General features: G+C 42.6%; 12 protein-coding genes and 1 pseudogene. 12 read left to right on the top strand and 1 reads right to left on the bottom strand.

All coding sequences use genetic code 11. From position 1 onward, the window contains the following. Positions 1 to 57 precede the first annotated feature (57 nt). From IPJ86_03850 to IPJ86_03800, 11 genes and pseudogenes are all read left to right on the top strand, one after another. Positions 58 to 2,565, top strand: a complete 2,508-nt coding sequence (locus IPJ86_03850) for a hypothetical protein (protein ID MBK7886450.1) — start codon at positions 58 to 60, stop codon at positions 2,563 to 2,565. Positions 2,566 to 2,653: 88 nt separating this feature from the next. Then, a pseudogene (locus tag IPJ86_03845) lies at positions 2,654 to 3,762 on the top strand (HAMP domain-containing histidine kinase). Positions 3,763 to 5,298: 1,536 nt separating this feature from the next. Next, positions 5,299 to 5,787 (top strand): hypothetical protein, encoded by a 489-nt coding sequence (locus IPJ86_03840; GenBank protein MBK7886449.1) that lies wholly within the window; start codon positions 5,299 to 5,301, stop codon positions 5,785 to 5,787. A 399-nt stretch (positions 5,788 to 6,186) separates the two neighbouring features. Next, the gene (gene hemW, locus IPJ86_03835) at positions 6,187 to 7,314 is read left to right on the top strand and encodes a radical SAM family heme chaperone HemW (protein MBK7886448.1); all 1,128 of its coding nucleotides are present in this window, start codon (positions 6,187 to 6,189) and stop codon (positions 7,312 to 7,314) included. 6 nt (positions 7,315 to 7,320) lie between these two features. Beyond that, positions 7,321 to 8,070 (top strand): cyclase family protein, encoded by a 750-nt coding sequence (locus tag IPJ86_03830; GenBank protein ID MBK7886447.1) that lies wholly within the window; start codon positions 7,321 to 7,323, stop codon positions 8,068 to 8,070. Positions 8,071 to 8,443: 373 nt separating this feature from the next. Then, on the top strand, positions 8,444 to 8,998 hold the full coding sequence (locus tag IPJ86_03825; protein MBK7886446.1) for a nuclear transport factor 2 family protein: 555 nt from the start codon (positions 8,444 to 8,446) through the stop codon (positions 8,996 to 8,998). A 239-nt stretch (positions 8,999 to 9,237) separates the two neighbouring features. Beyond that, positions 9,238 to 9,588, top strand: coding sequence for a hypothetical protein (locus tag IPJ86_03820; protein ID MBK7886445.1), 351 nt, complete (start codon positions 9,238 to 9,240; stop codon positions 9,586 to 9,588). Then, positions 9,585 to 10,481: a DMT family transporter gene (locus IPJ86_03815; GenBank protein MBK7886444.1), complete on the top strand. Its 897-nt coding sequence runs from the start codon at positions 9,585 to 9,587 to the stop codon at positions 10,479 to 10,481. The genes IPJ86_03820 and IPJ86_03815 overlap by 4 nt, the downstream gene beginning before the upstream one ends. Positions 10,482 to 10,572: 91 nt before the next feature. Beyond that, the gene (locus IPJ86_03810) at positions 10,573 to 11,445 is read left to right on the top strand and encodes a YicC family protein (protein ID MBK7886443.1); all 873 of its coding nucleotides are present in this window, start codon (positions 10,573 to 10,575) and stop codon (positions 11,443 to 11,445) included. A 2-nt stretch (positions 11,446 to 11,447) separates the two neighbouring features. Further along, positions 11,448 to 12,053: a guanylate kinase gene (gmk, locus tag IPJ86_03805; GenBank protein ID MBK7886442.1), complete on the top strand. Its 606-nt coding sequence runs from the start codon at positions 11,448 to 11,450 to the stop codon at positions 12,051 to 12,053. Positions 12,054 to 12,103: 50 nt separating this feature from the next. Beyond that, on the top strand, positions 12,104 to 12,679 hold the full coding sequence (locus IPJ86_03800; protein MBK7886441.1) for a nicotinate-nucleotide adenylyltransferase: 576 nt from the start codon (positions 12,104 to 12,106) through the stop codon (positions 12,677 to 12,679). A gap of 118 nt (positions 12,680 to 12,797) precedes the next feature. Here IPJ86_03800 and IPJ86_03795 read toward each other — a convergent pair whose 3' ends face one another. Next, positions 12,798 to 13,448, bottom strand: a complete 651-nt coding sequence (locus tag IPJ86_03795) for an outer membrane beta-barrel protein (protein MBK7886440.1) — start codon at positions 13,446 to 13,448, stop codon at positions 12,798 to 12,800. 110 nt (positions 13,449 to 13,558) lie between these two features. On the opposite strand from IPJ86_03795, the gene purQ reads away from it, so the two are divergent. Then, positions 13,559 to 14,251, top strand: a complete 693-nt coding sequence (gene purQ / locus IPJ86_03790) for a phosphoribosylformylglycinamidine synthase subunit PurQ (GenBank protein ID MBK7886439.1) — start codon at positions 13,559 to 13,561, stop codon at positions 14,249 to 14,251. Positions 14,252 to 14,295 lie beyond the last annotated feature (44 nt).

Raw genomic sequence — 14,295 nt, 5'->3', positions numbered from 1 at the left:
GATGAACAATAAAGTACCTTATATTTCTTTATGGTACTTAGCCCTTACTTTTGCACTGTGAATCGCCCGAAGAAAATTCTGCTTATCGTTTTAGCATCCATTGCAGGGTTTTTATTGCTGATTTCTGTTCTTGCCTGGCTGCTCGGTCCGAAAATGAAGGAGCTTGCCGTAAAGCAAATCAATAACTACCTGACTGTCCCCGTAAGTGTAAAGACCATCGACTTCTCACTGCTCCGGAAATTCCCCTATGCTACGGTTGATTTATCAGACGTGAGCACTAAAGGTTCGAAAATCACCGGGTATGCGGATCCGCTATTGGAAGCAAAGCACATTTACTTTCAGTTCAGCTGGTTTGATGTGTTCAAGGAGAATATCCGGTTGAAGCGTATCAGTATTGAAGAAGCGGTTTGTGTATTGATCGTGGATAAAAATGGTAAAAACAATTACAGCATCTTCAAAGAACAGAAAGGCGATAATCGCGCATTCAACCTCGAACTGGAGGAAATTGTATTGAAAAATACAAGCATTCGTTACCTGAATCAACCCGGAGCTAAAGATTACTCCTTCCGGGCGGAGGACATGAATTTGAAAGGATTATTCAGCAATGACAATTACACGCTTTCCGGCGAAGGTGCATTGTTCGTAGAACGTTTTTTGCTGGATGAGGTCAATTACATCAACAATAAGCTCACCACATTGAAAGTGCTGGTGGAGGTAAATGCCGCTTCCGGAATGTATACGATTCGTGAAAGTTCCATTCGTGTAGCCGCACTGGATCTCGGTGTTGATGGATTTATTAGAGATGATAAAGAAGGAGCCACACTCGATCTTAAAGTTAAAAGTAAGGATGCCGGTTTAGAGGAATTGTTGTCCCTCATTCCGGGAGTTTATACGGAGAAACTGAAGAACTATGATTACGAGGGCAAGGTGAATTTCGACCTTCATATTTCAGGAGAGACAGGCGGAAGAAATAAAGCATTGATCGTGGCTGCATTCAGTACCAATCAGGCATCACTATCTCCTGTGGGAACATCCTACACTTTGAAAAATATTCGCTTCAAGGGAAGTTATACCAACCGCATTTCCAAAGGTCGACCGGTAGAACGATTGTCATTAAATAATCTGGATGCGGTGCTGGAGGGTCAACCCTTAAGTCTTTCTTTTTTACTGGAAGATTTTTCCAATCCCTATATGAATCTCATTGCAAAAAGTAAGGTCAACCTCGAAGTATTGAGTCGCTTTTATATGCCGGATACCCTGGCTTCCATGAGTGGCGAGCTGATGGTGAATGCGAAAGTGAAGGGCCGCACGAAGGATTCAGGGAGCTGGATTTCTGAAGGAACTATTCAAGCTACTAATGTGAGCTTTAAACTGAAGCAACGGGAAATTCTTTTCACGGATTTCAACGGCGGGTTGGTGTTACAAGGCAACCGATTACAGCTGACCAACCTCACGGGAAAGGCGGCCGGCAGTGATTTAAAACTCAACGGGTACTTTGATAACGTATATGCCTTCCTGTTATCCTCCGGAGAAATGCTGAGAGGCGAGGCGACGCTGCTTTCAAATAATCTTGACCTCAATGAATTGCTGGAGGACAAGAAGCAACTTGCTGCGGAAGACACCTCCTATCGTCTTGATTTCAGTGACCGCATCAGCGTCAATCTGGGAGTGAGTGTAGGCGTGCTGAGCTTCCGGAAGTTCCAGGCCTGGCAGTTGAAAGGAAGAATTGATATCCGGAATAAAATTCTTTCTACCGATGATCTTTCTTTTAAAGCATTTGAGGGTCATTTGAAATTAAAAGGACGCATAGATGCATCACGGCATGACAGTATATTAATCGCCTGCGACGCGGATGTAAAGAAATTAGATGCCACTGAACTCTTTACCCAGTTGGGAAATTTCGGACAAGAGGTGATAAGGGATGTGAATGTAAAAGGAAAGATCTCTGCCACCGTTCAGTTTGCATCCATCTGGAGCAAGGACCTGCATTGCAATCTCAATAAAATTTACGCAAAAAGTAAATTGGTCATCGAAAAAGGGGAGTTGATCAATTTTCGGCCGATGTTGCTCTTATCAAAATACCTGAAGAGCGCCGACCTGAAGCAAATAAAATTTGAAACTTTGGAGAATCAAATTGAGATCAGCAACAAAACCATTTTTATTCCCTCTATGGAAATCAAGTCTAGCGTGATGGATCTGACCGCCTCCGGAACATATTCTTTCGATAATAATGTTGATTATAAACTCCAGCTCTATCTCTCCCAGCTCTTCGGAAAAAAGGTAAGGAACAATACCACGGAATTTGGAACCATTGAAGACGACGGATTGGGCCGCATGCGCATCTTCCTGACCATGAAGGGGCCGCTGGCCAATCCAACGATTGTGTATGACCGCAAGGGCATTGAGCAGAAAGTTACCCAGGACATCAAACAAGAAAAGCAGGATTTGAAGAAGATCCTCAATAAGGAGTTTGGATGGTTTAAGAAAGATACCGCCATCGTAAAGAAGCCTGACAACCAGCATAAAAAGCAGGATGAACTGGAATTAGAGTTGGAAACCGAGTGAAGAAGCCCTTAAAACAGCTAATTTTGCCTAACAAATTTTATAAGTGAACATATACACCCGTAAACAACGTTGGAAGTTTGTCCTCTTGATGATCGCCCTGCTCATTGGCATTGGGTCGTTGTTTTATACCAACCAACTGGTGAAAAAGCTTTCCGTTGAAGAGAAAAAGAAGGTGGAGCTCTGGGCAGAGGCTACTCGCCAAATCTCCGATATCAATGCCGAACCCGGCGACATTAGTTTTGCCTTATCGGTATTGACCGACAATAATACTGTTCCGGTGATTTTAACAGATGAGAAGAGACAGGTCATCTCCACCAGAAATCTCGATTCACTGAAATTGGATGACAAAGGCTATGTGGCTACGGAGCTGTTGGAGATGATCGAACAACATGAGCCCATTGAAATTTCCTTCGCTGCGGATCAGAAAAACTATATTTTTATAAAGACTCCTACCTGCTCACACAATTGCGGTATTATCCTTATTTCCAGTTGGCCGTCATCGCTTTGTTTCTGGCGGTATCCTATATTGCCTTTTCGAGTTCGAGAAAAGCAGAGCAAAATCAGGTATGGGTAGGGATGGCGAAAGAAACGGCACATCAGTTGGGTACCCCGCTCTCCTCCTTAATGGCCTGGCTGGAATACCTGAAGTCGAAACCACAACCCGAAGAACATCTTCCTGAAATTGAGAAAGATATTGTCCGACTCAACACCATCACTGAACGATTCTCAAAGATAGGTTCCGCACCGGCATTGAAGAAGGAGAACATGACGCTGGTGATGCAGAATGCCATCGACTATATCCGTTCCCGTGCTTCATCACGCGTGAATTTTAAACTGGAAAATGGGCAGGCCTATGATGTGGAAGCCCCGATGAATGTCCCGCTCTTTGAATGGGTGCTCGAGAATTTATTTAAGAATGCGATCGATGCCATGAGTGGAGAAGGCAGTATAACGGTGCGCATTACCGATCAAAATCAATTCGTGTATCTGGATATTTCTGATACGGGTAAAGGAATTGCCAAATCGAAATATAAAACTGTTTTTAAACCCGGCTATACGAGCAAAAGCCGTGGATGGGGTCTTGGTTTGTCCTTATCAAAAAGGATTGTAGAGGAGTACCATGGCGGACAAATTTTTGTGAAAAGTTCAGAGCTGAATAAAGGCACTACTTTTCGGATCGTGCTTAATAAATCGTGAGTTTTGCTACCGGCTGCCAGCTGCCAGCTTCCGGCTACCGGCTACAAGCTTTGGGGCTAAATAGTGATTATTATGATTTATTATGATAAACCCTTGCGTTCCCCGCGCACGCGGCTTCCAGCTGCCTGCCTGTCGGCAGCTACTGGTCGCTGAGGCTAATTTCCATCTTCATAAATATTCTCAAATTTTTCTACGCCTTTAGTAAATAATTGGGCGGTCTTTGATTTGATTCTTTCCAACCACCCAACTTCCTATTATCCATGTCCCAGCTACTTTAGGAGAATATGGGTTTGTTGGGGCTTAAGTTACTTTATTTTGATTTATTATGATACTACTTTCTTTCTCGCGGGTTGGCTTTTCCACTCCATATGCAAGGTAGAGTTGCACCTTTTGCGCCGCCACCAACAGATAGGGTTTTCAATCCCCCCATTCCGTATTTAAATGAGTTACCTGCTTTTTAAAGTTTTTCCGAAATTTTACTTATAAAAAATTCTTTTGCCTTTGGTTGATGACTCGGTTGTTGGTTGAAATGTTGCTCAAATTCAATTATAATAACTGGTGCTTTGGGGACAGCGCAGGGATCAATTTTACACCACCAATGAGCTTTTTTAAATCCGGTTCTTCATTTTTGCGAGCGGGATGTTCCTCAATTAGTGACAGTTGGTAATTTAATATTTTTTGGCGCATCCGGAAATACTACCAATTCTCATATGGTTTAAAGAATGAAACCTTGTTCAACCAATCACAATAAATTATTCAATGGTGATACATTAGTAGGCCGTGAACTGGTATCATGATATGATCATTCTGCCTCAAATCGGTTACTGATAGCTACATTCTATGTAACCCTTATGGCGGGGTAGTAGTCCCGGATACTTGTTATTCTACTGTGTAGCCCTTTTGCCCTGTCTTCTAGACCTTTAGCTCCAAGGCGGCTTGGTCAGGTTGCTCATAAGGAATTTCAGATTGAAAATCATCCTGTACAGGGTATGCTGGCTGCTGTCAGGCATGGAATGGACGTTGCTTGGTTGGTAACACGCCGGTGGACATCTCCTCATATATTCCAAATTATTAGTTTTGGGGATATAAACTGGATTCATCCAGGAATAATACCCTGAGCAGTTCAGTATATAGGAGCATCGCATTTTGATGCGGCCGGTGATATGAGTTTTAATACCAACGGAGATAAGTTAGTTCTAAGTGGCTGGGGAAGTTATTTAGGAATATTCAATTTTAACAGATGTCTTGGAACTCTTTCAAGTCAAATGCTTGTTGAACCTCATGCTCCACCAGGGGGTCCATTTAAATATTATCATGGAGAGATTGTCCCGGTTGTAAATCGACTATATGCAATATCTAACCAACAACAATATAATATTTGGAGCAAACTCTACCAATTTGATCTAACTGCAGCGAATATACCCGCATCCCGGGTTTTAGTAGATTCTCTACCATTGATGCAGGTCCCGCCGGTATGGAATTAGCACCTGATGGTAAAATTTATATCAGTTCCGCTTATATTGGCTTAGGTAGCGGATGGCCCTATCCACCCTGATTCTTTATTCCACTACCATCAACACCCATCTCAGCGTCATTAATTATCCTGACTCTTTAGGGTCTGCTTGCGATTTTCAGCCATATAGTTTTTACCTGGGTGGGGCAAGGACTTATTACGGTTTGCCTAATAACCCCGATTACGAGCTCGGCGCATGGGTGGGTTCCCCTTGTGATACGCTGAGTGTTGGGTTGGATGAAAATGTACCGGAGCAGGAGGTGTTTTTTCAGGCATGGTTCAACAGCGAGTCGAATATGATTCACGTCAACGCCTCCAAACTCAAAGGAAGAACAGGGAGTTTAAGGTTGTTTGATATGGAAGGGAGGCTGGTGTACGAGAAGAAAATTGAGGTGATAAGTGGAGGGTATGTGACGGGAGAGATACCGATGAATGCGGTGGCGAAGGGGGGTTATCTTGTCAATTTAATTACTGATGTAGAAAGTGTTTCGTCTAAGTTATTCAAATTTTAGGTGAGTAAAGATTTTAAGTGCCAATAGTATTTTTTGCTGCTTGCTTCTCGCTTCTGGCTGCTTGCTTTTTACTGCGCCTCTTAAAAACTCTGCGGCTCAGCGACCTCTGCGTGAAACCAATGATGTTGCTTTTTATTTGAAAATATTTATATTACCGAAAATATTAATTGATTTTAGATGAATGAAGATTTTCGTCCTCGAAGGAATTTTCCTTTTTAACCACTAAGGCACTAAGAGCACGTAGAATCACGGAGGATTTTTATTAAAGTACTAACTCTATATTCTGTCAAGATAAGCATAAAGCCTATATCCTACCCATCCTTCTTCAAGATCTTTGAGGAAGAAAGTTTACCGGGAACCGGAAAGATTTAGTTTCTTTTTCCCGTACTTTGCAGCGTCATGGCCGGAATTTATTTGCATATCCCTTTTTGTAAGCAGGCCTGTCATTATTGTGATTTTCATTTTACGACCTCGCAAAGGGGAAGAGAGGATATGTTTACGACGATGGTGGAGGAAGTAAGGATGCGGGCTGCGGAATTATCAGAGGAGGATGTGGGTACCATTTACTTTGGTGGTGGAACACCTTCTCTACTTAGCTATGAGGAGCTGATGTCTTTTTTTGATGTGATTTATAACTTATATAAAGTGAATCCTTCTGCTGAAGTTACCATTGAAGCGAATCCTGATGATCTTACACCGGCATTTCTAAAGCAGTTGAAACAAACACCTGTGAACAGGTTGAGTATCGGAATTCAGTCTTTTCGCGATGAGGATTTGCAACGTATGAACAGGGCGCATGATGCCGGTATGGCGTTGCGATGTGTGCCCGATGCAGCCGATGCCGGATTTGACAATATCAGTATAGATTTAATTTTTGGCTTACCGTATCTGGAGATGGAACATTGGCAGGAGAATGTGAATACCGCGCTTTCCCTTCCCATAACTCATCTCTCCTGTTATGGATTAACCATTGAAGCGAAAACGGCGCTCGCATGGCAAATTACACAGGGAAAAGTTCCGGCTCCGGATGATGATAAGGCAGCCGCTCAATACGAGTGGCTGTTGAAGGAAGCGGAAGAGAAAGGATTTCCCTGGTATGAAATATCTAATTTAAGCAAATCCGGCTTTGAGTCGAAGCATAATACATCGTATTGGAAGGGACTTCCCTATCTCGGGATTGGTCCATCAGCGCATTCCTACGATGGGAAACAACGCAGCTGGAATGTAAGCAGTAACGCACTTTATGTGAAGGAAATGAAGGAAGGGAAGAGAGCTTCAGAAGCGGAGGTGTTGAGTTATACGGTGAAGTTCCATGAATTGATTTTGACTTCTCTACGGATGCGGGAAGGGCTAACGTTAGCGGAGGTACGCAAACAGTATGGGAATGCCATTGCCGGTCAATTGATAGAAGGCGCCGGTAAATTTGTGGACAAAGGCTGGATTGCCCCCATCGACAAACATATTCGTTTGACCGGGAGCGGACTCCTGTTTGCAGATAAAATTACATCGGAATTATTTATAATTTAGCAAGTCATGATTGTACAATTGAATTACAAGGGCACCGACTATACTGCCGACTTAACTAAGGGACTGGATATTTCAATTCCCTTTGAAGCGGGAGAAGGTCATGTCCTCGCCTGGTACCTGGGTCCGATGAAAATAGAACCGGTACGAATGGGAGATTGGGTAGGTGAAGTGAAAAGCGGTGCTGCCGTGAATTTCAAAAATATCATGTTCAATCCGCATGCACACGGTACACATACCGAATCTCCCGGACATATTTCCCCCGAATTAATATCCATCAATAAAGAACTCAACGAATATTTCTGCTTTGCTCATCTGATCAGTATCACTCCTGAAACAGTGGATGGTGATCAGCTCATCACATTAAAGTCATTGCAGTCGGGGTTAAAGGAACTTTCCGATGCCATTGTCATCAGAACATTGCCCAATCTCCCCGGAAAATTATCCACCAATTATTCCAATACCAATCCACCTTACCTTGAAGCAGCTGCGGCTACCTGGTTGCGTGAAAACGGTGTGCGGCATTTGCTCATTGATCTTCCATCTGTCGATAAAGAAGAAGACGGAGGATTGTTATTGGCGCACCATGCTTTCTGGAACTATCCCGATCAACCCCGATTAAATGCCACCATTTCAGAGTTCATCTTTGTTCCGGATACCATACCCGATGGATTCTATTTCATGAATCTGCAGGTAGCGCCCTTCGAAAATGATGCTGCTCCTTCGCGTCCGTTGCTCTTTGAATTAAAAATGGTTTAAAACCGGAATAAATGGATCATCCTTTAAAATCGAGCGGGCCCACCTTGGCGAGAGCTTCGGTCCTTTGGGACGTACTTTACCCCTAAGAGCAGGTATAAAGCAAATTAGAATGAATAATACAACATTCAGAGCAGTAAAGATTACAAACTTAAACGCTGCGTTTAAATAGAAAATTTATAAAGCAGAACGGATTATTTTTCCTATTCATTTTTACCCCGATAAATGTATGAAGATGTCCGGTTTGGTCAAGGCGGCTTAAAAAGAAGAAATAGTTTAATTTCGTGCACCATCTGTTAGGCAACCTTCTCACTGCTTACAGAATGATGGTATCAATTCACTACTTTATCCCATTAACTGATCAATAATTTTAAGAATGAAATACAAAATATTTAGTGCAATGAACTGGAAACATCTTGCCACCTGTTTCTTCATAGTTCTTTTTTTACCGGTGTTGGTTTCCTGTAATGATGACAGCAAGGAAGTCATTGTCACAAAGGAAATAGGACCCGGAAGTGATGAAAAGCCGGATAAACAGTTAAAGATTGTGGATGATTTCTATACCGCCATTACCGACCGTGATTCGGCAGGGTTGATTCAATTGATGGCACCCAACGCACGCATGTATGGCACAGATCCTTCTGAAGACTGGAACCTGGATGAGATAAAGAAATACATCGGTGAAAAATCACGCGATACCACAGCGAAAGCTGTTTTTACGGTCAAAAAGCGTGAGGTCAGAATTTTGAATGAGGTGATGTATGTAGTGGATGTGGTAGATGTTTCGACCATTGGTGTTCCCTTTCGTATAGTGACGATCACGGAAACGAAGGAAGGAAAGAGCCATATACAATTGGCAGAGTTTTCAGCACTTGTCTGGAATGAGGATATGAAATCGTTGGAAGCGATGTTTAAATTGCGAAAAAAATAGGAGGTAGATTTTCCGTTTGCTTTCAGCGGATAGTAGAGACGGTCGTTTGCATGAAGAATGGTGGAGCCGGTTTCCATCCTGCAGTTCCGGCTGAAAACGAACAGATCATTTACCAAGGTGTAAAAAGGAATATCCTGAGGGAAGAGGAGGGAGGGAAAACCAGTCTAAGGTCCTCTCCCGTATTATTAAAAATATTAATAAACATAGTGAACAGATAGCTGTTATCCTAAAAAGATTATATGAAGAAGATCTATCATCTCGCCACCTGTAGTACGAACCAGCGGATTCTTAAAGAAATTAAACCGGGGAAGACGGTGGTGCTTCAGGACATAAAGACGGAACCCATCACAGCGGCTCAATTGGACGAAATGAAGAAGCTGGCGGGCACCTACCTTGCGCTATTCAGCAAAGTGGCGCTGAAATACAGGAAAATGGGACTTCATGAGATGCAACTAACGGAGAAGGATTACCGTAAGTTAATACTGGACGAGTACACCTTTCTTAAACGGCCGGTCATTATTGTTGACGATCAGATCTTTGTCGGAAATAGCAAGAAAGTAGTGGAGGAAGCCCGCAAAGCCATTAAATGAACAAGAAAGTAACTGCACACCTTTCTGTATTGTTCGCCAATATCATTTACGGGGCGAATTACTCTATTGCCAAAGAAGTCATGCCATCGCTGATTAAGCCATTTGGTTTTATCGTGATTCGTGTATGTACGGCTGCGATTTTGTTTCTGCTTACTTATTTGCTTTTATTCAGAGAGAAAATTGAAAGACGCGATTGGCCCCGACTCTTTGCCTGCGCCGTTTTTGGTGTAGCGGTAAATCAGTTGTTGTTCTTTAAGGGATTGTCACTTACCAGTCCCATCAACTCCGGACTCATGATGGTGACAAATCCCATATTTGTTCTGGTGCTTTCCTTTATCCTGCTGAGTGAGCCCATCACCACACGACGGGTGATAGGTATTGCCTGCGGGATCAGCGGCGCTTCTTTGTTGATTATTTTCGGCGGTCATATTACATCAGGCGTGAGCAATCCGCTGGGTGATTTATATATTCTTATCAACTCCTTGTCCTATGCACTTTTTCTGGTGATTGTATTGCCCTTGATGAAGAAGTATCATCCCGTTACCATCATGCAAGCGGTGTTTCTTATGGGATCAGTCATGGTGCTGCCATTTGGCTGGGGGGAATTCACCGAAATACAATGGCATACTTTTCAAACCGGTGACTGGATGGCTACAGTGTTCGTAGTGGTTGGAACTACTTTCTTAGCATATCTGTTTAATACACTCGCCTTGCGGGAACTCAGTGCGGGAGTAGTGAGTGTCTATATTTATTTGCAACCCTTGCTTGCTGCAGGATTTGCTATACTGTTGGGGAAGGATCAGCCCAATGTTCTACATCTGATCGCAGCAGCACTTATCTTTTCCGGTGTTTGGCTGACGACAAAAAGCGCAAGGGTGAAAGCAAGTCAATAGAAATCTGCTAAGGTATTGCAGTTCCAGGGGCTGAGTCTACTGTTTTCACGATTGGAGGGAATGCATTACTTTTGCTCCTTAAAATTTCACAATGGTACGATCAATGACCGGCTACGGTAATGTGAAGGGGATGATTGGCGGGCAGAACGTCACGGTAGAAATCCGCTCTCTCAACAGCAAATTTTTGGAGTTAAATATGCGCATGCCTCTTCAATTCCGGGATAAAGAATTAGAGCTACGTGCTGAGCTGAGTAAACAACTGGAGCGGGGAAAGGCGGATTTAAACATTTCCTTTGACAATAACGATCTGGCGAAAAGGAGTTCGGTGAACAAGGAAATTTTCAATGCCTATTTTGAAGAGTTATCTGCATTGGGGAAGGAATATCATTTGAGTGATGTCAATCTTTTTGATTTGATCCTGCGCATGCCCGCCGTGATGAATACGGAACGTTCAGAGGTCGATGAGACACAATGGAAGGATCTTAAAGCGCTCCTTTCGCAGGCCATTGAACGTTTCAATGGTTTTCGTGACAATGAAGGAGTAGCTTTGAGTCAGGACATTACCGCACGAGTGCATACCATACTGAACAGCATTCCGCGCCTCGAAGCTTTTGAGCAGGTCAGAGTAGATAACATCCGTGCTCGTCTGGATAAGGCCATTAGCGAAATGCGTGATCAGGCCAATATTGATCGTAACCGCTTCGAGCAGGAGTTGATTTTTTATATTGAAAAGTTGGATATTTCAGAGGAGAAAGTTCGGTTGAAGAGTCATTGCGATTATTTTGTGCAGACACTGGACGGGCCGGAAGCCAACGGAAAAAAACTTGGTTTCATCACACAGGAGATTGGACGTGAAATTAATACCATCGGTGCGAAGGCTAATGATGCGGCTATGCAGCGGATTGTAGTGGAGATGAAGGATGAATTGGAGAAATTAAAAGAACAATTGGCCAACGTGTTGTGAAAATTAATCCCTCTTTCAGACATAAACTGGTGCTCTTCTGCGGACCCAGCGGGAGTGGAAAAACTACGATCGTTCACCACCTCATGTCGGTGTTTCCACAAATGCGGTTTAGTATTTCTGCAACTACACGGGAACAGCGGATGAACGAAGTGGATGGAAGGGACTATCATTTTCTAACCCCTGAAACATTTAAAGAAAAGTTGAAGAACGATGAGTTTCTGGAGTGGGAGGAAGTGTATGAAGACCGATTCTATGGAACGTTGAAATCTGAGGTAGAACGGATTCTTCAAGATGGAAATATTGCTTTGTTTGATGTAGATGTAGAAGGAGGCTTGCAGATCAGAAAGTATTTCGGACGACAGTTGCTTGATGTGTTTGTTATGCCCCCATCGATAGACGAATTGCACAAGCGCCTGGTAGGTCGTGCTACCGAATCAGAAGAGTCTTTGTTCAAGCGATTAAGTAAAGCGGAGAAGGAAATGAAATACGCTTATCACTTTAATAATGTCATTGTGAATACCGTGCTGGAAGATGCGAAACGGGAAGCGGAATTAATGGTACGACATTTTCTCGAAGACGAAGTTCCCGATCCCTCTGAGGAATTGTAAGAATAAATCACAACAAGTAATAATTTATCTTTTAACTTTAGTACTTATTAATGAAAATCGGTCTCTTCTTTGGATCTTTTAATCCTGTTCATAACGGACATCTCGTTATTGCAGGATATATGGCGGAGTATAGCGATCTCAACCAAATCTGGATGATCGTTTCTCCTCACAATCCGTTGAAACCAATCGGTACTTTACTTCAGGATTATCATCGCTATCATCTGGTAGAACTGGGAATTGGATCCTACAAAAAACTCAAGGCTTCAAAAATCGAATTTGAATTACCGAAGCCCTCCTATACTGTAATTACGTTAGCTTATTTACAGGAAAAGTATCCTAAAAATCAATTTTCATTAATCATGGGAGCGGATAACCTGGAGAATTTTCACAAGTGGAAGGATTATCAGATGATTCTGGAAAATCATGATATATACGTATATCCACGACCGTTACATGATGGGGGAGAGTTAAAAAATCACCCCCGCGTAAAATGGATCGATGCACCGGTTATGGAAATTTCTTCCAGTTTTATCCGAAAGGCGATCAAGGAAGGAAAAGATGTCCGCTTTATGATGCCGGAAAGTGTATCGGATTATATTGATGAGATGAATTTTTACAGGAAGTAGGTTCCCGGATATTGAAAGGTAGATGTAGCTGCGTTTCATGATATGCCGATGTAGCTGCGTTTCATGAAACGCAGCTACATCGGCATGTAACCATTCCCACCGGTAAACAATACGTGAACTATTTTAAATTAAATCTGTAAACCAGACCTACTGTGCCATCCACTCCATTGAGATTCAGTTTGGCATCAAAACTATCGAGGTCAATTTCATTTCCATTCTGCTCAAACTTTTTTAATTTCAATGCATGGGAGTCGAATCCAAGGTTAAAATTAAGACCAAAGTCGCCAATTATATAAATCAGCACACCGGTATTAAATCTGATGCCGACACCGGAATAGGTCCATTCTTCTTTTACAGAGGAGAAGGGCTGATTCGTCTCCTCTAATTTGAGGTTAGCAAAATTAATACCCCCTCCGAAATACCAACGGAAATCCTCTTCGTTTTTTAGATTGTATTCGGCACCCAATCCTACTACAACATAACCGTTACTTTTTCCATCGGCACTATCCGGGTCATAGAGGTAAGAACCCACTTTCAAATCAAGTCCCATATTGAAGCGACGGGTAATTTCATAGCGGAAATCTACCGGCAAATAGAGGGTAACGGCACCACCTGTTTCCTCAATTTTATTATTATCTGGCCCATATTCTGATTTGGTACCATAAAGTCCAAATCCTACACCTGCCCGTACTTGCAATTCTTTGGACCGTTGTGCCTGAGCCGATTGAAAAGTGATGGTGATGAGTAAAACAAGGATAAATTGTTTCATAATGGGGTGGAATGATGTTGGTTCAGTCAAAAGTAATTCATTTTGATGCATTGGCAAATGATTAAAATTAGAAAATACCTCGTATTTTTGCTGATATAAAGCATAAAAAAATGAAATTCGGTGTAGTAATCTTTCCCGGCTCCAATTGTGACAGAGACCTTCTTCACGTGATCAGAAATGTTATGAAAAAGGAGGCCGTGGAGCTATGGCACAAGGATCATAACCTTCAAGGTTGTGATTTTATTTTATTGCCGGGAGGATTTTCATATGGAGATTATCTCCGATCGGGAGCAATCGCCCGTTTTTCCCCTATCATGCAGGAAGTAATTGAATTTGCAGATAAGGGCGGATTTGTATTCGGTATTTGCAATGGATTTCAAATTTTGACAGAATCGCATCTGCTGCCCGGAGCATTACTCAGCAACGATAACCATCAGTTCATTTGTAAAAATGTAAACTTGCGCTGCGAAACGGATGAATCTATTATATCTTCCAAGTTCACCATTGGAAAAACCATCCGGATTCCAATAGCTCATGGAGAAGGCCGTTTTTACTGTGATGATGCTACCCTTGAACAAATCAACAAAAACAATCAGGTTATTTTTCGCTATTGCGATGAGCAGGGCAATATCAGCAAATCAAGCAATCCAAACGGAGCACTAGAAAACATTGCCGGCATCTGCAACAAGGGCCGTAATGTTTACGGTATGATGCCGCATCCGGAACGTGCCAGTGATCCTTTGCTGGGAAATACGGATGGAAGAATGATTTTTGATTCTATTATGAATACCGTTTTGGCATAAAGCAATATTTCAGCTTCCGGCCACCGGCTTCCAGCTACCGGCTT

The organism is Bacteroidota bacterium (assembly GCA_016713925.1).
Classification (GTDB): domain Bacteria; phylum Bacteroidota; class Bacteroidia; order AKYH767-A; family OLB10; genus JAJTFW01.
The sequence above is the reverse complement of the archived record's forward strand: the minus strand, read 5'-3'. Positions and strand labels throughout refer to the sequence as shown.